Annotated in this window: 11 protein-coding genes; 4 read left to right on the forward strand and 7 right to left on the reverse strand. The window is 59.2% G+C overall.

Annotated elements, in window-relative coordinates; genetic code table 11:
* Nucleotides 1–104 precede the first annotated feature (104 nt).
* Nucleotides 105–2,312 carry a DNA polymerase domain-containing protein gene (locus ACWUI2_RS20570; protein WP_486984723.1) on the forward strand — a complete coding sequence of 736 codons (2,208 nt, stop codon included), beginning with the start codon at nt 105–107 and terminating at the stop codon, nt 2,310–2,312.
* A 57-nt stretch (nt 2,313–2,369) separates the two neighbouring features.
* On the opposite strand, the gene ACWUI2_RS20575 is transcribed toward ACWUI2_RS20570, so the two are convergent.
* From ACWUI2_RS20575 to ACWUI2_RS20590, 4 genes are all read right to left on the reverse strand, one after another.
* The gene (locus tag ACWUI2_RS20575; RefSeq protein WP_486984724.1) at nt 2,370–7,052 is read right to left on the reverse strand and encodes a chemotaxis protein CheB; all 4,683 of its coding nucleotides are present in this window, start codon (nt 7,050–7,052) and stop codon (nt 2,370–2,372) included.
* 198 nt (nt 7,053–7,250) lie between these two features.
* Nucleotides 7,251–8,591, reverse strand: coding sequence for an NAD(P)/FAD-dependent oxidoreductase (locus ACWUI2_RS20580; protein ID WP_486984725.1), 1,341 nt, complete (start codon nt 8,589–8,591; stop codon nt 7,251–7,253).
* A gap of 90 nt (nt 8,592–8,681) precedes the next feature.
* The gene (gene lspA, locus ACWUI2_RS20585) at nt 8,682–9,260 is read right to left on the reverse strand and encodes a signal peptidase II (protein WP_486984726.1); all 579 of its coding nucleotides are present in this window, start codon (nt 9,258–9,260) and stop codon (nt 8,682–8,684) included.
* A gap of 100 nt (nt 9,261–9,360) precedes the next feature.
* Entirely contained in the window at nt 9,361–10,248 is an 888-nt protein-coding gene (locus ACWUI2_RS20590; protein ID WP_486984727.1) for a TraR/DksA family transcriptional regulator, read from the reverse strand.
* Between ACWUI2_RS20590 and ACWUI2_RS20595 the strand changes: the two genes are divergently transcribed.
* Entirely contained in the window at nt 10,205–10,585 is a 381-nt protein-coding gene (locus ACWUI2_RS20595) for a hypothetical protein (RefSeq protein WP_486984728.1), read from the forward strand. The two genes, ACWUI2_RS20590 and ACWUI2_RS20595, sit on opposite strands and share 44 nt — an antisense overlap.
* Nucleotides 10,586–10,603: 18 nt before the next feature.
* Here the strand turns inward: ACWUI2_RS20595 and ileS are convergent, their stop codons facing one another.
* On the reverse strand, nt 10,604–13,393 hold the full coding sequence (gene ileS / locus ACWUI2_RS20600) for an isoleucine--tRNA ligase (RefSeq protein WP_486984729.1): 2,790 nt from the start codon (nt 13,391–13,393) through the stop codon (nt 10,604–10,606).
* A 522-nt stretch (nt 13,394–13,915) separates the two neighbouring features.
* On the opposite strand from ileS, the gene ACWUI2_RS20605 reads away from it, so the two are divergent.
* Nucleotides 13,916–15,907: a right-handed parallel beta-helix repeat-containing protein gene (locus tag ACWUI2_RS20605; protein ID WP_486984730.1), complete on the forward strand. Its 1,992-nt coding sequence runs from the start codon at nt 13,916–13,918 to the stop codon at nt 15,905–15,907.
* Between the two features lie 1,069 nt (nt 15,908–16,976).
* Nucleotides 16,977–17,870, forward strand: a complete 894-nt coding sequence (locus ACWUI2_RS20610) for an NAD-dependent epimerase/dehydratase family protein (protein ID WP_486984731.1) — start codon at nt 16,977–16,979, stop codon at nt 17,868–17,870.
* A 68-nt stretch (nt 17,871–17,938) separates the two neighbouring features.
* On the opposite strand, the gene ACWUI2_RS20615 is transcribed toward ACWUI2_RS20610, so the two are convergent.
* Both ACWUI2_RS20615 and ACWUI2_RS20620 read right to left on the reverse strand, forming a co-directional pair.
* On the reverse strand, nt 17,939–18,574 hold the full coding sequence (locus ACWUI2_RS20615) for a hypothetical protein (RefSeq protein WP_486984732.1): 636 nt from the start codon (nt 18,572–18,574) through the stop codon (nt 17,939–17,941).
* A gap of 7 nt (nt 18,575–18,581) precedes the next feature.
* Nucleotides 18,582–19,286 (reverse strand): DUF502 domain-containing protein, encoded by a 705-nt coding sequence (locus ACWUI2_RS20620; RefSeq protein WP_486984733.1) that lies wholly within the window; start codon nt 19,284–19,286, stop codon nt 18,582–18,584.
* Nucleotides 19,287–19,326: the final 40 nt, after the last annotated feature.

The raw sequence follows: 19,326 nt of genomic DNA on the forward strand, positions 1-19,326 counted from the left end.
AGGATGTTGCATTTCTATAGTATTTCAAGGCGTTGCGGAAAATTCGTCCGATCGTCGTCCATTGACGTCGGTCGATCCTGTGTCAATTTGGACGAATCGAGACGATGGAAAAACGAACGTCAATCCGTTCGATTTGCGGCCTTTGGGTGAGCCCCGAAGGAGAGGTCCACCTTTCCCTCGCCGCCCCGGAAGGGAGACGGGTGGAAAGCCGGGAATCATTTTCGCCGTTTTGTTGGGCGGATCCGGCGCTGGCCGGTGACCGAGTGCCGACCGGAGTCGAGGTTGTAACGGCTCGCGGGCCGGGGCGTTTCCGCAATCTTCTCCGATTCGGGGACCTGAGGGCGTTTCGGGATTTCGTGGGAGAAGCCGGGGTGGGGAAAGGGATCGACTATCTCCGGTCGATGGAAAGCCAGTTTCTGATCGCTTCCGGGGAACGCCAATTCGCCGAACTCCGCTTCACCGATCTGCGGAGGTGTCAATGCGACATCGAAACCGCCTGTTCCGCCGCCGGGAAATTCAGTCATCCGCGGCGTCCGGGGGACCGGGTATTGGCGATCGGGCTCGGTTTTGGCGACCGCCAAACGATCTTGACCCTGCGGGAGGAGAGCGACGAAGGCGAACGGGAGTTGTTGCGCGAATTTTCCAGAACCCTGCGCGAGGAGGATCCAGACACGATCGAAGGTCACAACATCTTCCGCTTCGATCTGGAATACCTGCGGGTGCGGTGTCGTCGGTTGGGACTCGAATGCGATTGGGGGAGATTCGGGCAACCGGCGCGTTTTCGGAACGGACGGTTTAAAGTGGCGGAGCGCTGGATCGAATATCCGCGGTGCGACATTCCGGGACGACTGGTTTTCGATACCTATTTGATGGTGATGCTCTACGATCTCACCGCCCGGCAAATGGCTTCCTACGGATTGAAAGAAGTAGCGATCCATCTGGGGATCAGCGGAGAAGACTCCGGCTTCGAGCGCACGTATCTGAAAGGATGCGACATCGCGACCGCCTTTTACGACGACCGGGAGAGATTTCTGTCCTATCTGGCGGACGACCTGCGGGAAACGCGGGGAATCGCGGACCTTCTGTTGCCCACTTATTTCGCCCAGGCGAGCGCCTTTCCCATGACGATGCAGGAGGCGGCCCTCCGCGGATCGAGCGGCAAGGTCGACTTACTCTTGCTGGAGGAGTATTACCGGGCCGGCGAGGCGCTGCCGGAAGGAGCACCGGTGGAATCCTTTGAAGGAGGATTTACCCGATCGTTCGAGCGCGGGGTGTTCCGGGAGGTCTGGCATTTCGATGTCGCGTCGCTGTATCCGAGCCTTCTGCTCAACTTCGATCGGAATCCGGCCAACGATTCGTTGGGGGCGTTCATTCCGTTGTTGCGGAAATTGCGGGAGTACCGTTTGCGATATAAAAAACTGGCTCTTGAAGCCGCGACGGAGGAATTGCGCACGGAATACGAAGCAAGGCAAAGCAGCTATAAAATCCTGATCAATTCATTTTATGGATACCTGGGATTCTCGGGCGCCCGCTTCGCCGACGGCGACCTGGCGGCGGCCGTCACCCGGGAAGGGCGGGAACTTCTCCGACGGCTGATTGAGCGTTTTCAAGCCTTGGGATGCCTGGTTCTGGAAGCTGATACTGATGGGATTTATCTAAGCGCTCAAGGGAAGTTCACCACCCCCGAAACGTTGCTGGCCGAGGTGAAAAAAGAGCTGCCGACCGGGATCGATCTTGAGTTCGACGGTCGCTATGAGTCGATGTTCTGTTACAAAGCGAAGAACTACGCGATCTACGACGGACGAAAAATCCTGCTGCGTGGATCGGCGTTGCGCTCGCGGGGAATGGAGCCGTATTTGCGGAACCTGACCGGACATTTGATCCGATGGTTGCTTGGCCTTGAAAGCGAGCCGCCCCGCGAGCGGGTCGAGACCTACCGCCGTCAGATCGCCTGGCAAAAACTCGACGTGAAGGAATTGGCGAGGTCGGAAAACCTGAGCCAAAATCCGGAAACCTACCGGGCGGCGGTGGAAGGCGACGGGCTGAAAAACCGCCGGGCTCCGATGGAAGCGGCCCTTCGTCAAAAGCCGCTTCCGCGAATGGGCGACCGGATCACTTACTACATCGCCCGTTCCCGGACTGGTGGCTCTCGCGACTGGGAACGAGCCCGTTTATTGGAAGAGTACGATTCGGAAAACGCCCCTTACGATTCCGATTTTTATATTCGCAAACTCGACGATTGGACGAAGCGTTACGAAGAATTCATCGCCCCCCCGGCTTCACCGAAACCCGTCCAACAAGAACTCTTTTAGTCAGGCAAACCGAGCGCGTATTCATTCGACGGTGACGACGGTTATTCGCCGGGCGAGTCAATCGGTCACCTCGCAGCAGCGGAGGATCGACTCGATCAGGCGCTCGGCTTCGCCGGATTTGGGAATGAAGGCGGTGGCTCCGGCTTTTAACATTGCTTCGGCGGTGATTTCGTCGTCTTGCACGGAAAGTCCGATGATGCAGATGTCGGGCCAGCGATTCTTGAGTTCGCGCGCGGTCTCGATCCCATTCATCCGAGGCATGTTGATATCCAGCAGGATGACATCGGGTTGGTCGCGCTCCACTGCTTCGATTGCTTCGACCCCATCGGAGCATTCTCCCACGACCACGATCCGCGGATGGCCTTCCAGAATATTCGCGATTCCTTGGCGGACAAGGGCATGGTCGTCGACCAACAGGACCCGGGCCCGACTCTCGGTGGTGAGGGCGTTGCGGGCTTTTTTGTGGGAGTGGGCGGGGCGGAAGGAGGCGAGTTCCCCGGCGGTCGGACTCGGCGCGGCGGCGATGGAAAGCGGAATGGAAACCTCGGCCCGGGTCCCTTCGTTCGGTCCGGATTCGAGGGTTACCGCGCCCCCCAGGGCACCGATCCTTTCGCGAATGCTGAACAAGCCGATTCCGCCACCGTTGACCGATCTGCCGGTACGGTCGACTTCGAATCCGGAACCTTCGTCTCGGACCACCAACCGAAGGTGGTCATTTTCGAGGTCCAATTCGATCACGGCATGCCGGACGTTCGAGTGTTTGACGACATTGAACAGAAACTCGCGGGCGCATTCGAAGAGGAGGGCACGGATATCGTCGTGTAAGGTGGGCGCGATCTCACGCGCGTCGTAGGCGATCTCGAGTCCGTGCCGCTCCTTCATCATCGAGACCAGCCATTTCAAGGCCGCCACCAACCCGTTTTCATACAGTGCGGGTGGTCGCAGTTCACGGGTGAGGTCGCGGGCGGCGTCCACGGCTTCGCCCACCCATTCATTGGCTTTTCGCAGTTCCTCGCCTCCGGGGCCTTCGGCGATACAGTTCGACGCCCGGGCGAGTTGCATGCGCGCGGCCATGAGTAGTTGCTGGAGGTGGTCGTGGAGGAGGGCGGCGAGCCGTTTGCGTTCGCGTTGCTCGGCGGAACCGAGTTCGGCGGCGAGATGGCGGAGCCGGCGGGTTTGGTCGGCGAGTTCGGCGGTGCGGATTTTGACCCGTTCTTCGAGGGATCGACTGAGTTCGCGGTGTTCCCGTTCGCTCTTGCGAAGGGCGGCTTCGGATTGGTGGCGTTCGATCAAATCGGCGGCCTGGCGGCCGAGAAGGTCGAGGAGGACGAGTTCGTTTTCCGTCGGTTGATGCGGTTTTTCCCAATGGGTGGAAATAACGCCCAACACTTCGCCGGACCGGGAAACGAGAGGAGTCGACTGGACGGAACGGGCACCGTGTTTCAGCATGATCGCACGGGTTTCCGGTTGGCTGAATAAGGTGCTTTTTTTGACGTCCGGAACGATGGTTCGTTCGCCGGTTTTCAAGCTCTCGGCGCAGGTCGTTTGGGAGTCGCGGTCGAGTCGGTTGAAGTAATCGAGGAACTCGCGGGCGAAGCCATGCTGTGCGGCGATGACCAAGTCGCCGGTTTCGAGGTCCCGCATCTGGAGATTGCCGCGTTCGGCTCCGACGGTGGCGATCGCCGCGCCGAGGATTTCGTCGAGGAGGGTGCGGATATCCCCTTCGGGAATGAGGCGAGCGCTGATTTCCTGGAGGCGGCGCCGCTGGGCCAATTCGTTTTCGAGAGCCTCCCGGGCAAGCCGCCAGGCCGTCTGATCGCGCATCACTTTGGAGAATCCGATCAATTTTCCCGAAGCGTCGCGCAAGGCGGTGGTGACCCCGCTCGCGTAGAACCGTTTCCCCCCTTTGGCCAGCATCCAGCGCGTGTTGTCGCTGCGACCGGTCTGGGTGGCTTCCCGAAGTTCCCGTTCCGGGATGCCGGCGTCGCGGTCCTGCGGGGGGAACAATTCGGCGCAATCCATGCCGAGGAATTCCTGTTCTCCGTAACCGAGCACCCGTTCGCATCCCTGGTTCCAGGAGTTGACGCGCCCTTCGGGATCGACGCTGAAAATAGCGTAGTCCTGGACTTGGGTGGTCAACGCCCGGTACCGGCTCTCGCTTTCGCGGAGTGCTTCTTCGGCCCGTTTTCGACCGGTGATGTCGACGAAGGTGATCACCACCCCTTCGATCCGGTCTTCCGTGCTCCGATACGGGAGGACCCGGGTCAGATACCAGCGATTATCTTCGCTGCGGACTTCGCGCTCGACCGGGGCGAGTCGTTCGAGTACCCGGCGGGCGTCGTCGGCCAACTCATTGTAGCCGAGGCGATGGGTGAGATCGGATAACGGGCGGCCGCGATCGGCGGGGCGAATGTTGAACAAATCGCTCACACTCGGAGTGAAGCGGAGGATGCGGAAACTGCGGTCGAGGAAAAGGGTGGCGATATTGGTCGCGGAGAGGAGGTTGTGCAGGTCGCTGGAGAGGTGGCTCAGTTCTTCGACCTTGTGTCGACTCTCCTGGCTGACTGTGGTCAATTCCTCGTTCATCGATTGGAGCTCCTCTTTGGTCGTCTCCAATTCTTCCAGGGTCGAGCGAAGCTCTTCGTTGGAGGAGTGAAGTTCCTCATTGGAAGCCCGCATTCCCTCCTGGGTTGTTTCGTATTCCTCGATGATCGTTTGCAGGCGTTGCCGGGTCAATTCGAGCTCGGATCGCAATCCTTCGTCGGTTGATTGGGGATCGGAGGAGCCTGGGCCGGCCGGTTGTTCCTGGATCTCTTGCTCTTCGAAAACGAGAAGCAGGAAACCGGGATGTCCCGGATCGGAGGTCGGGTGGGCGGTCAACACAACCTGGCGGGAGCCGTCTTCCGAGGGAATCCGCGCCGGCCGCGATGAAGTGGGGCATGAACGTTGGCGGGCAGAAAGGATCAGGGAACGGAGTTCGATCCGGAGGTCTTCGCGAACGAGTTTAAGGACATTGCTGGTCATTTCCCCTCCTGGTTGCCGGAGAAATTTACCGACGTGCGGGGAGAGATGGACGATATTGTCCTCCGCATCGATCAGGAGACTCGGGGGGGCGGTGAGTTCGAGCAATTTGCGATGGATCGAACGAAAGGAGGCCGGAGTCCTGGCCTTGGTCGAATCCGCCACAGGCGGTTCCGGGCGGGGAGGGGCGGGAAGAATCGGGATATTCGGTTCGACCGCTGCGGCGTCGCGTTTGACGTAGAGGCAATTCTTTTTGTCCGTCAGGCGAAAGAGTTCCGATCGCTCGATCGTTTCGGAGGTGCCGAGAAAGAGGTAACCTCGGGGATTGAGGGCGTAGTGGAAAAGCTCGACCACGTCGGTCTGGACCTGCCGTTGGAGGTAGATGAGGAGGTTGCGGCAAGCGATGAGATCGAGGCGGAAGAAGGGAGGGTCGGAGAGCAGGTTGTGGGAAGCGAAAACGATCAGATCCCGGACTTCGCGCCGGACGCGGAAGCCACCGCTTTCGCGAATGAAAAAACGGTGGAGGCGTTCCGAGGAGACGCTGCTTTCGAGCGTTTCCGGAAAGAAACCTTCGCGCGCACGCCGCAGGGAGGGATCGTGGAGATCACTGGCGAAAATCTGAATCTTGGGTGGGGAGGCATGGCGGGCCGCTTCTTCGAGAAAAAGAATGGCCAACGAATAAGCTTCTTCCCCGGTGGCGCAGCCGACCGACCAGATTCGTATTCGTCCGTCGGATCCTTTGCTTTCAAAGAGGTCAGGCAGAACATTGGCGGCGAGGGCCTGGAAGGCGGCGGGATCCCGGAAAAACTCGGTGACGTTGATCAGGAATTCTTCTGCCAAAGCGGCGATTTCAGCCGGGTTTTCCCGAAGGAGATCGACGTAGGCATCCAACGACTCCACGCGGTGCAACTGCATTCTGCGGCAAATGCGTCGGAGGAGTGTCGATTGCTTGTAGTGGGAGAAATCGCGCCCGGTGTGGGCTCGAATTCTCGAAAAGATCTTTTGTAAGTCTTTTTTCCGGGTCTCCGCGAGCGGGTGATCCTCTTCTTCAGAGGCGACAGCCGGTTTCGTGCCGGTGAATTTCAGGATCCGGTCGAAAATCTGATCGAGAGGCGCGACGAAATCGACCATACCGGTCGCGATCGCGCTTTGAGGCATGCCGTCGAACTCCGCTTCGTTCGGATCTTGCACGATTGTCAGTCCGCCGCGTCCTTTGATCTGTTTGATTCCAAGGGCTCCGTCGGATCCGGAACCGGTCAGGATCACTCCGATGGCCTGGGACCTGTGATGATCGGCGAGGGTCCGGAAGAAGTGATCGATGGGGGCTCGTTCGCTCCGATTGCTTTCCACCGGGCGCAAATGAAGATGATCGGTGATAGCTGCGACGTTCTGGCCGGGAGGGATGATGTATACGGTGTCGGCCTGAAGTTGAAGACCGTCGGTGCCTTGGCAAACCGGAATCGGACAGCGGGTTTTGAGGATTTCGGGTAGGTGGGTTTCGTAATCGGGGGGCAAATGGATCGTGACCACGAAGGCGAGACCGCTCTTGCGCGGAGCTTCGGCGAACAGAGTCTTCAGGGCTTTCAAGCCCCCGGCCGAGGTGCCGATGCCGACGACTACAAGAGAAGATTGCGCCTCGACGGTATCCGGCGCGACCAGGGGCGTGGAGTTCGTCTTCGCTTTCGCGGTCGACTTCGACTCGTTTCCTTTTTTTGTCATCGGCAATTCCAGCGGGTTGTCCGGAGACAGGCCGGAAGCGGTGCCCGAATGGGGGGCATTGTTCCGGTAACGGCTCACAAGGTCAAGGGAAGATCTGAAGAATTTGGGGCGGGGAGTCAATCGAAGGCGAGGCGACGCGGTCGATGGACGGCAGGATTCTATCCCTCCCTGTGGGGCGGCGGTTTTGTTTGGTTTCGTTCATTTGGCCCGCGGGCCGGACTTTGGCTCCTTGGAGGGAGGACTGGAGCGCGAATCATCCGTCCCGCAATTGGGGTGGTTGTCCAAGTCCCACGTGATAAGGCGGGATCCTTTGCTGAAATTGAAATAGGCGTAAGCCCAGTCGAAAAGCGTCATGATCCGATTCCTGAAACCGGCCAGGTACATGATGTGGAGGAAGATCCACAGGAGCCAGGCGAAGAAGCCCCGGAAACGGGCGACCCGGACGTCGGCCACCGCGGAATTTCGTCCGATGGTCGCCATCATCCCTTTGTTCCAATAACGAAACGCGACTGGCTTTTTGCCGTCCAACATCAACCGGATGTTCCGGGCCGCGTGTCTCCCTTGTTGAATTGCCACCGGACTGACTCCCGGGAGAACGGAACCGTCGGGATTCTCAAAGTGAGCCATATCCCCGATCACTTGCACTTCCGGATGGTCGGCGATCGTCAGATCCGAGCCGACCGGAATCCGGCCCATCCGATCAAGTTCCAAACCGAGGGTGCTCGTGAGGGAAGAAGCGGCGACGCCGGCCGCCCAAATCACCGAGCGGGCCTGGATCGTCTCTCCGCCGAGCGTCACCTGCTCGGCATCGATCCGGGTCGCGAAAGCACCAGTCCGCACGTCTACTCCGAGCCGCTTCAACGCTTCGCGGGCGTATTGGGAGAGGTCCGAATGGAGGCCCGGGAGCAGGCGTTCGCCCCCTTCCGCCAGAATGATCCGAGCTTCCGGCGGAGCGATTTCGCGGAAATCTTTGGCAAGGGTATACCGGGCCATCTCGGCGATCGCTCCGGCCATCTCCACGCCGGTCGGTCCTCCTCCAATGATCACGAACGTCATCAGAGCCCGCCGCTCTTCCAAGTCATCGCAGCGTTCGGCCAATTCGAAGGCGGAGAGGACCCGTTTGCGAATTTCAATGGCGTCCTCCAGGCTTTTTAAACCCGGCGCCGGACCGACCCACTCGTCATGGCCAAAGTAAGAGGTTCGGGCGCCGGCGGCGAGGATCAGGTAATCGTAAGGGAGTTGGGCGTCATTGGTGAGCCGGAGACATTTCTCGGCGAGGCAAACGCGGGAGACTTCGGAGAGCAGAACCTGGACGTTCGGGAACTTCCGGAACATCGGCCGAATGGGCACGGCGATGTTGGACGGAGAAAGGGCGGCGGTGGCAACTTGATAAAGGAGGGGTTGGAAGAGATGATGGTTTCGCCGGTCGACGATCGTCAGATCGACGTTTTCCTTGCGCAGGCGTTTGGCGGCGTTCAATCCACCGAAACCGGCTCCGACGATGACGACGCGCGGTCGATTCTCTGTATTCGCACTCATAGGACGATCGGATCCTAGCGAACTTCCGTCACTTGCGCAAGCAGTCGGGGTCGGGAAGGCCGTTGGACCTCGCCGTCAGACAAGAGAAAATCAATCTCCTTTGTCGTTGGGTTCGAGCAGATGGGGGCGAAGAAAGGAGAGGGCGAGGTAAATCCCAACGCCGATGCAAATTCCGGCGTCGGCGACGTTGAAGGCGGGCCAGGTGAAAGTTCCGAAATGGAAATCGAGGAAATCGACCACGTACCCATGGAGGGCGCGGTCAACCAGGTTGCCGGCGATACCTCCCACCAACAACCCGAAACTGATCTGGACGGCCGTGAGTTCGAGATTCAAGTAACGGCGGAAAACAAAGATCGCCCCCAGAGCCAGCAGGGCCAGCAGGGCGAGCCAGAAACTCATCCCTTGGAATATACCCCACGCTGCCCCGGTGTTGCCGAGGTGGACGATATGGAAAAAATTCGGAATAACGACGATGGAATCGGGCGGAAAATAGGCCCCGAGAGGGAGGGTGTGAAGTATCCAGGCTTTGGTTACCTGGTCGAGCAGGAAGACGGTCGCAGCCAGGACGAGAAGCCACTTGTAACGAAGGATGCGGGTGAGTCTGGAATAAATTCTCACTTGGACAGGGCTTCGGGCCAATGCGAAATTCGAGTAATCGAGTCGGTGCATGCTCAGGTGGATTAGGGGACCGGTCGGGGGTGGCGACAAGCGTGGTACGTGGCCCGGGAACGACGGGAAGTCGCCGCCCCGGGCTCGCCTCCGGTTTGAGTTATTCGTCGGAATCGTCGTCCATGAAGGGAACCGATTCGTCGGACGTGTCGCCGAAGGCGCCGCCTCGGTAGGCGCTCTTTCGATTGGTCCGTTCGTATTCGACTTGTCCTTCTACGGAATATTTGGCGAACGGTACCGCGAGGAGACGCTCCTTCTTGATCGGTTTACCGGTGATTTCGCAGATTCCGTAAGTTCCTTTCTTGATCCGGCGGATCGCGTCCTCGATTTCATACAGGGCGTCCTGCTCGGAAGAAACGAGGCTGAGGGCGAAATCGCGATCGAAAGTATCGGTGCCCGCGTCGGCCATGTGTTGGCTGTAGGAGGAGAGATCGCCGGTGTCGTCCTTGGAGGAACGCTTGAGGGTGTCGCGGGTGTGGAGGTCGAGTCCGGAGACGACGTGCTCGCGCAACTCCACCAGCAATTTGTAGTAGCGGGAGAATTTGGCGGGAATCTCGCTTTCCTCGTCTTTCTTCGGGCCGGTCGCCGGATTGTAGCCGAGGATGTCGGCCAGGGAGGCGGCTCCGAGAACACGGTTTTCCTGTTTCACCTCATCGGTGATTTCCTTCTTTTGTTTGCCTTGGGCGGCGACCGGAGCGGCGCCGTTGGTCGCTTCCTTCTGGGTCTCTTCGGATTTGCTTTTGGCGACCTCGATCGCTTCGTCCAAGGTGAAGGCGATCGGTCGGGCCGGTTTCGCTTTGGCCGGGGCCTTTTTGCGGGAAGCGGCGGCCTTGCTTTGGATCAGTTTTTGCGCGACATCCGATTTTTTCGAGGCCGGGGCGGTCGATTCTTTGGAGGCGGCTTTGTCGGCCGCTTTTTCCTTGGTGGTGCGCGCGTCTTCGGCTTTGCGGGCGGCGACCGGTTTACCGGCAATTTTCTCCGCCGACAAGGTTTTGGTCTTTGCGGCGGTGCCGTTTTTTGTCGTCTTGGATGCTGTCTTACTCGTTGTCGTATTTTTCTTAGGCATCAATTTTTCTCTCTTCTCCCTGGTTGCGGCCGTGGTTTTATCAACTGCTTTGGCCGTGGTTTTGTTGATAGGTTTTGCGGCGGGCGTTTTTTTCGCCGCCGCTTTCGTTGAAATTCTGGAGGGCTTGGCGGAGGGGGATTTTCCCCCAGCCGACCTCGCGTTGGTCACTGATTCACGCTGCTTTGTTTCCTTCTTTCTGGCGGGGGCCTTTGCGGTCGCCTTCTTTGCGTTCGGTTTTGACATGTTCGGTGAGATATGACCATCGGTCTGGTCGGGGTTATAGCGCTTCGGAGCATCGAGGGCAAACCTCAACACCTTCGGCGACGGTAGAAAGAGAAGCAACCCAGCGCCAGCAACGGGGGCAACGGTCCCCGTCGGCATGCCGGGCGGCGACCGCCGGGCGTCCGTCGCCTGGGGCCGGTTTGAGTTCGACCTGGGAAACGATGAAAAGCTCCGTCAGGAAATCCTCGTAGCGTTTCAGGAGCGCTACGGTCGAATCGTCGGATCCCCCTTCGATCGCGACCGACGCATCGAGGGATTTCCCGATTTCCTTTTGCTGGCGGCAGGCTTCGAGCTTTTCGTTTACCTCATCGCGGAAATCGAGGAGAGCGCTGATGTCACGGTCGATCTGTGGATCGTTCCACGCGGTCGGCGGCTCGGGCCAATCTTGCAGATGAACGCCCCCGTTCACAAAATCCTTGTCGGCATGGGCGTAGGCCCAGGCTTCGTCGGCGGTGAAGGTGAGGATTGGCGCAAGAAGCCGGACCAGCGTCCGGAAAATCTGGTCGATCGCAGTCTGGGACGACCGGCGAGCGGGTGAACCGGCGGCGAACGTGTAGAGTCGGTCCTTCAGCAAGTCGTGGTAGACCGCGGAGAGGGTGACGGTGCAGAAATGGGTCAATTGCTGGTAGGCCCGGTGAAACTCGAAATCCTCGTAGGCGGCGGTTACCTCCGCGACCAATCGGGAAGTCTGGTGGAGCGCCCAGCGATCGATCGGATCGAGATCGCCGTGGGGCACGGTATGGGCGGCCGGGTCGAAGTCGAAGAGATTCGAAATCTGGAAACGGAGAGTGTTGCGGAGGGTCCGGTAGGAGTCCGCGACATGTTTGAGGATCTCGTCGGAGATCGGAATGTCATTCCGGAAATCGATCGACGCGACCCAGAGACGGATGATGTCCGCGCCGAACTTGTTGACGAAGTAATCGGCGGTCTGCGGTTTGCCGTCGCTTTTGCTGATTTTCTTGCCGTCGGCTCCGACCACGAAGCCGTGGGTGAGGACGCGTTTGTAGGGAGCTTGCCCGGTGACGATCACCGAGGTGAGCAGGGAGGACTGGAACCAGCCGCGATGTTGATCGCTCCCTTCGAGATAGAGGTCGGCCGGCCATTGCAAGCCGGGCCGCTTCTTGAGGACCGCGAGGTGGCTGACCCCGGAATCGATCCAGACATCGAGGGTGTCGGTTCCCTTGCGCAACGGCTTGTCGCGCCATTCGGGGGGAAGTTCGATGCCGGCGAGCAAGGTTTCCGGTTCGTTTTTGAACCAGAACTGGGTTCCTTCGGTTTCGATTTTTTCCGCCAGGCCGCGGACCACGGCGGCGTCGAGCAGCGGATTTCCCTGCTCGTCGTAAAAAACCGGGATGGGCACGCCCCACGAGCGTTGACGGCTGATGCACCAATCCGGACGGCTTTCGACCGTGCCGCGGATCCGGTTTTCCCCCCAGTCGGGGATCCATTTGACTTGGCCGATCGCATCGAGCGCCTTGGGGCGGACCCCGTTCTGATCGAGGCCGACGAACCATTGGTCCATGGCTCGGAAAATAACCGGAGTCTTCGAACGCCAGCAATGTGGATAACTGTGTTGCAGGCGCTTCAACTGGACCAGCTTGCCCCCCTCCTTCAATTTCATGAGGACGGCGTCGTTGGCGGGGCATTTGCCTTTGGTTTCAAGCACGGTCACTCCCACCAAGTCCTTCGGCATCCATTGGTCTTCGACAAATCGACCTTGGTCGTCGAGCGGACAATAGGGCTCCAATCCGTAATTCAGACCGGTCAGGTAGTCGTCGGGGCCGTGGCCGGGAGCGGTGTGGACGCACCCGGTGCCGCTTTCGGTGGTGACATATTCGGCGAGGACGACCGGGCTCGGACGGTCGATGAAAGGATGGCGGGTTTCGGCGTGTTCGAGTTCGCTTCCGCTGATTTTACGGATCACGCGGAAATCCTCCAGCCCGCAATCGGCGGCGAACCGCTCGACCATGTCGGCGGCGACGACGAAAATCTCGTCGCCGGCTTCAACAAAAGCGTATTCGAGGCGGGGATGGACCGCCACGGCGAGGTTCGCCGGAAGGGTCCAGGGGGTCGTGGTCCAGATGACGATGCTCGTCTTGCGCTCTCCGAGGAGGTCGAAGCGGGCGGGATCGGCGAGTTCGAAACGGACCCAGATCGATGGCGAGGTGTGGTCGCGGTATTCGATCTCGGCCTCAGCCAAAGCGGTTTCGCACGGGATCGACCAATAAACCGGCTTCTTGGCGCGGTAAACCAGCCCCTGTTCGACGAATTGGGCGAAGGCCCGGACGATATCGGCCTCGTAGGCCGGATCCATGGTCCGGTATTCTTGTTCCCAGTCGGCCAAGACCCCGAGGCGTTTAAATTGACCGCGTTGTTTTTCGATGTAGCCGCGGGAAAATTCGGCGCAGGCGTCGCGGAGTTCGACGGCGGAAAGCGAGGTCTTTTTCTCCCGAAGTTCGCGGGCGACTTTGTGCTCGATCGGCAATCCGTGGCAGTCCCACCCCGGGATGTAGGGAGTACGGAAGCCGCGCATCGACTTGAAGCGCAGGATGATGTCCTTGGGGATCTTGTTCAGGGCGGTGCCGATGTGGACGTCGCCGTTGGTGAAGGGAGGGCCGTCGTGGAGGATGAAGGCCGGTTTCCCGGAGTTCTTCTCCTGGATCGCCTGGTAAAGGGAGTTTTGCTCCCAATGGGCAATACGCTCAGGTTCGCGGCTCACCAAATTGGCGCGCATCGGAAACTGAGTTTTCGGAAGATTGAGCGTGTCTTTTAAGTCTTTAACCATTTCTGGTTTTACAGTTGGAGAGAGCGAACCTTGAGATTAAAGAGGCGTAAAATACCCAAGTAACCCCCGGTGGCAACTTCTTTAGCCGGTAAAACAACGAATTGCCGCCGGGAAACACCTCAAGAAGAGCTCGTCTCGCATGCGCGATCAGGAGCAGTCGGGGCCCACCCCCGAAGGAAGAGATCCGGTCTGCTGCGTGAGAACCGCATCATTATGCCAGAAGGGAGGCGCTTTTCAATGGGGGTTTTCATGATTCCGACCCGGTTTTTCTCTGAAGACGTTCGTTGTGAGGAGCTTTTGCAACGGTCCCCAAGCCACCTGTTTGAAAGCGGGGAGATTCTAGGAAACAGGGCATCGGGGATCGTCCCGGGAGACGAGTGAAGGAAGGGTCATTTCCCTATCGTTCGAAGGGGAGGTTCCCGGATGGTGGTTCCTCTCGGGAACCGCTATCGTATGGGCGGACCTTTTTACCCCGGATCGATGCGAAAAAGTGACAACGAACAGGCTCCCGACTCGTCATCTATGAACAGTTTTTTTTCTCCGAATTCCGCTCGCCATCGGCGGGCGCCACGGCTCTTTTCCGTCCTCTTGACGGCGCTTTTTCTGGTTTTCGCTGCGCAAGGTCCATTGCGCGCGACCACCTTCAATGTGGCCGATGGCGATGTCGCGGGACTGATCGACGCCTTGGAAACGGCCGCCCCTGGAGACAAGATCAACCTCGCGTCGAACGGTTCCTACATTTTGACGACGGTCCATAACCAAAAGGAAGGTCCGAACGGCCTTCCGGTGATTGATCGCCAGATCACCCTGGAAGGAAATGGGGCGACTATCCGGCGTGATGAGGAGGCTCCGCCTCTACGAATCTTTTATTTGGAAGGGGTCGGTCCTGACACTCGGATTCGCAATCTCACGATCGAGGGCGGGTCCGCCGGATCCTTCAACGGCGGAGGGATTTTCAACCGCGACAGCAGTCCGACCATTGAAGGCTGCGTCTTTCACGGGAACCGGGCGGAAAACGGCGGGGGGATGTTCAATACGGAAAACAGTCGGCCTGTGATCATCGATACCGTGTTTTCAAACAACTCCGCCTGGGAAGATGGGGGCGGGATTTACAATGATCAGAGCGCCCCGGCGATCACGGATTGCACCTTCGATTCCAACGAGGCCTATTTCGAAGGAGGCGGGGGCGGAATTTACAATTGGCAAAGCTCGCCGACGATTTCGAACACCGTTTTCCGCAAGAACCAAGCCGAGTTTCCCGGCGGCGGAATTGCGAATATGGCGAGCAGCCCGATCATCATGAACTGTTTGTTCGAGGAGAACTTTGCCAGCAACCGCGGAGCCGGGATTGCCAATTTCAACGGCAGCGCCCCCATCATCGCCTTTTCCACTTTTCGGGAAAACGAGGTCAACGACGAAGGATCGGGAATTTATAACAACGCCAGCAGCCCGATCGTCGTCGATTCCCTCTTTGTCGACAATCGCGGGGACGAAGGGCCCGGCATGGCCAATGTCAACGGGAGCTCCCCGGTCGTCATCGATTCGGTCTTCATCGGCAACCAGGCGAACGTCGGGGGCGCGATGTATAACGTTGGAGGAAGCAATCCGACCGTCTCAAATGGTGTTTTCCTCGGGAATAGCGCCTGGGAGGATGGTGGGGCGGTTTATAACCGGGACAGTAATCCCATGTTCAGCGATTGCACCTTCGAGAACAACGAGGCGATTCTCAGCAGCTGGGGGGGCGGGGGCATGGCCAATCACGGAGGGGCGCCGACCATCGTGAACAGCCATTTTCGGACGAATACCACCGGAGGGAAAGGCGGGGGCATTTGGAACGTCGGCAGTAGTCCTTTGATTTTGAACACGCAGTTCGAGGAAAACGATGCGACCGGATCCGGTGGCGGGATCGCCAACTACGAAGGCAGCCACCCGGTTATCCTGGAGAGTTCGTTCGAACGCAACCAAACCATGGATACGGGTGGCGGCGTATTCAGCCATCCAGATAGCTCGAGTGCGATCGGATCATCCCTCTTTTGTGAAAACCAGCCCGACCAATTGGTGGGGCCGTGGCATGATCTCGGATTCAATCGCTTCAGCGACGATTGCGGTGAAACGGATCCGTTCACTCATTGGGCGCAAGCCCTTCCCGTCGGCGAGCGGGGGGCGGGCGACGATCCCGGCGGGTTTGGGATCGCCAATCTGTTACGCTACGGTTTCGGCATGACTCCCCAGAACCCCGAGCGTCATCGCCTTCCCCAAATTGAAATGATGACCGTCGACATAAACGGAACTCCTGAATCCCGGCTCGCGTTAACCTATTTCCGTCGCCTCGGCGATCCGGCCCTCCAGTTTCAAGTGGAGTTCTCGACCGATCTGGTCGAGTGGGAAACCTTGACCGGCGAGGAGCAACTGATCGGTCAGACCGCCGAGAGCGCCAAGATCCGTTTCATCGATCCCTCTCCGATGTCCACCCACGAAAAACGATTCCTCCGCCTCCGGGTCGAGCGGGAATAAAGGATGGGAAAAGGAGGACTGAGAGTCCCGTCCGTCTAGGCGAAAGGTCGAAAAACCCCGTCGACAACCAGAGCTTTCCCGGCAGCGACGGTCAAGTGCGGCAGGACGATCCCGGTGTTTCCTTTCCCCGCCGGGATCCGGCGGGGACCCGATTGATGGAGCCGTTTTTGCCATCTTCCGGACAATCCCTGACCCGATCGGGTCACGGATTGTCCGGGACTGTCAGAGTTGGGTGCCTGGCCCTCCACTCGACGTATCGCTAAGGCACGATGTCGGGGGGGGCGGATAAATCCGGTGGGCGCAACCGCAATTCAGGGCCTTCCCTGTAATCGAGCGCGGCAGGAAGAGCTCGGTTTGTTTACTTTCCCCGCCGGGACCCGCTGGGGACGCGCGTCATGGAGCCGTTTTGCCATCTTTCGGACAATCCGTGACCCGATCGGGTCACGGATTGTCCGGGACGTCGGAGTCGGAGAGCTGGCATCCACTCGACGTATCGCTAAGGCACGATGTTGGGGGGGCGGATAAATGCCATCCTTTCCGGTGGGCGCAACCGCAATTCAGGGCCTTCCCTGTAATCGAGCGCGGCAGGAAGAGCTCGGTTTGTTTCTTTCCCCGCCGGGACCCGCTGGGGACGCGGGTCATGGAGCCGTTTTTGCCATCTTTCGGACAATCCGTGACCCGATCGGGTCAGGGATTGTCCGGGACGTCGGAGTCGGAGGCCTGGCTTCCACTCGACGTATCGCTAAGGCATGATGTTGGCGGCGGACGGAGGGATGCCATTCCTTCCGGGGGCGCCGACGTAATTTCTCACATTTCTCGCCGGAAGGAAGTCTGACGTGGGAGAGATTCCGCATTAAACCTACATTCTGTAATTGAGGTAGCTTCGAAAACACAGATGAGGCTCAAATCAGGGAAATAAGATTTATGCAGCCATGATTCACTCGCTTTTTTTGAGTGCCTTGTGCCTTTTTGCGGCTATTAACTTGGTTTTCTTTAGGACAAGCGCAAGAAAAACCGCCTTGCGGAGGAGGTGCCTTGTGCGACGATTCGAAGAGGATTTTTCGGGGCGATGAATTGGAACGGCAAACGATTATTGATCTTGGGCTGCGGCTATCTGGGCGGACGTTTGGCGGGGCAGGGAGTGGAGCGCGGGATGCGGGTGACGGCGCTGACCCGAAACGCGGCGCAGGCGGCGGAGCTGCGGGCCGCGGGGATCGATCGAGTGGTGGTGGCGGAGTTGGACCAAGGGGATTGGCACGGCCAAGTGGACTCAAATCAGGACTTCGTCGTGAACTGCGTCGGAGCCGGGGGCGGCGGCGTGGCCGGTTATCGGAAGTCGTATTTGGATGGGATGCGGTCGGCGGTGCAATGGGCGTCCGGGGGAAAAGTCGGGACCTTCGTATTCACCGGGAGCACCAGTGTTTATGGGCAGAATGAGGAAGAATGGGTGACGGAGGAAGATCCGGTGAAAGGGCCGTCGGAAGGGGCGAGGGTTTTGTTGGAGGCGGAGCGGGTGTTGCTGGAAGATCCGCGATTGACAAACACCCGCCGGTTCGTGTTGCGGTTAGGAGGAATTTACGGACCGGGACGGGATCGGTTGCTGGAGCGGGCGAAGCGAGGAGGGGCAACGGAACCAGGGGACGAGGTGATTTTGAACTCCATTCACGTCGACGATGCGGCGGGGGCGGTCTGGGCGGCGTTCGCGAGCGGGCCGGAAGTTGCGGGAGGGATTTTCAACATCGTGGAGGATCGTCCCGCCCGGAAGCGGGAAGTGATCGAAAGTCTACGGCTTACCCTCGCCGAGCGAGGATGGGATTTCGACGAAGCGGGAACATTGCCCGTGATCGATGAAGGAAAGCGTCGCCGGGCAGGTCCCCGGCCGAGCCGAAAGATATCGAATAAGAAGGCGCGCACTGTTCTGGCGTGGGGGGCGCGCTTCGCTCGCATGGACGATAGACGATAGCAGGCGAAGACGCATAGCCGATAAACGATAGACCGATGGAAAGGCAGCTGATAGGGATCGTCTTTCGGCTATCGTTGGGTTTCGTGTTCCGGCGCGAAACGAACGTCGTGATGGGATTCTAGGTGGTGTTCGAGGTCGGCGATGAGTTGGTGGACGGCTGAAAGCGGGGTGGTTTGGTGGGCGAGGGGTTGGCGGAGGATGGCGCGGACATGGGTGACCTTTGGCGTGGGGAGGGCGGCGATCCATTCTTCTTTGATCGGAATGCCCTGGGAACGGGCGAAGAGGTAAAGCGCCTTGAAGTAGGTGGATTCTGGCCGGGGAGCGGTTTCCCAGGCGTCGAGGGCGCGGGTGAACTGGTCGGTCCAATGGGGCGCCTCCTCGGGGCCGAACAAGTGGTGGGCGAGGATGAGGGCGTAGCGGCAGGCGTAGGAGAGAGTGTCGTAATTCGACCCGAGACCGGTGCGGCGTCGCCGGACCCGGTATTCAGACACGAACCAGAGGTCCCCGCCGGTCCTGCTTTTTTCCAAGACGAGGGCGACTTCGTCGAAAAGATCGGGTGCCGGTTGACGGGCTTTCGTCGAATTGCGTTTGAAGGCGCGCAGGAGGCCGTGGTCAGGGGAAATAAAAACGAGCAGCCATCCATGTTCGCCCGATTCGGTCCGGGTCAGCAGGATCGCGTCGGCGGCGAGAGTCTCCGCGGCCATGGCCGACTCATTTCACCGTCTCCACCCGCTTGCCGCGCGGAGTGGTGACGGCGACGATTTGACCGGAACTGCCGTTGTATTCCGGGACGACGGCACCGCCGGAAATGATCAGTTTCATTCCCTCGCCGACGCTCATGTCGAGTTCGGTGATTTCGTCTTCCGGAACCATCAAGAGAAATCCGCTGGTCGGATTCGGCGTGGTCGGAATGAAAATATTGTGCATGGTCCGGTTGGTCTTTTGCTGGACCTCGCCGCGCGACTTGCTGGTGCGGAAGCCGATCACGTAAACCCCTTTGCGGGGGTATTCGAGAAGGACCACTTCCTGGAAAATCGCCTTTTGCTGAGTGCTGAAGGTTTGGACGATTTGTTTGACGGAGTTGTATACGGTGTTGATGAAGGGAAGGCGTTCGATAATCCGCTCGGTGGTGTTGACGATGAAGCGTCCGAGAACCCAGCGAGAGATGTAGCCGAGGGCGGTGATGAACGCCAGAATCATCAAGGTGGCCAGCAGATTCCAGAACATCTGGAGCTGCGACCGGGTGAGGAGGTCGTCGGGAACGAAAAAGAAAAAAGTATCGCGGAAGCCGCCGCCGACAGCGGTGACGAGAATGTTGAACACGTACAAAGTGACGGCGATCGGGGCCATCAGGACCAGACCGGCCAAAAACGCGCTCCGGAGCGAAGCGAGCACAGGTTTGTTGTCGAACGCCATTTGGTTATTTTCCCGGACGGATCCCCTCTCGTGGAGAGTT

This window comes from Verruconatronum alginivorum, from assembly GCF_056590205.1.

Bases quoted from the DNA above. Each gene is read 5' to 3' on its own strand.
- ACWUI2_RS20570 (WP_486984723.1), top strand. From the start codon at position 105: ATGGAAAAACGAACGTCAATCCGTTCGATTTGCGGCCTTTGGGTGAGC.
- ACWUI2_RS20575 (WP_486984724.1), bottom strand. From the start codon at position 7,052: ATGACAAAAAAAGGAAACGAGTCGAAGTCGACCGCGAAAGCGAAGACG.
- ACWUI2_RS20580 (WP_486984725.1), bottom strand. From the start codon at position 8,591: ATGAGTGCGAATACAGAGAATCGACCGCGCGTCGTCATCGTCGGAGCC.
- lspA (WP_486984726.1), bottom strand. From the start codon at position 9,260: ATGCACCGACTCGATTACTCGAATTTCGCATTGGCCCGAAGCCCTGTC.
- ileS (WP_486984729.1), bottom strand. From the start codon at position 13,393: ATGGTTAAAGACTTAAAAGACACGCTCAATCTTCCGAAAACTCAGTTT.
- ACWUI2_RS20605 (WP_486984730.1), top strand. From the start codon at position 13,916: ATGAACAGTTTTTTTTCTCCGAATTCCGCTCGCCATCGGCGGGCGCCA.
- ACWUI2_RS20610 (WP_486984731.1), top strand. From the start codon at position 16,977: ATGAATTGGAACGGCAAACGATTATTGATCTTGGGCTGCGGCTATCTG.
- ACWUI2_RS20615 (WP_486984732.1), bottom strand. From the start codon at position 18,574: ATGGCCGCGGAGACTCTCGCCGCCGACGCGATCCTGCTGACCCGGACC.
- ACWUI2_RS20620 (WP_486984733.1), bottom strand. From the start codon at position 19,286: ATGGCGTTCGACAACAAACCTGTGCTCGCTTCGCTCCGGAGCGCGTTT.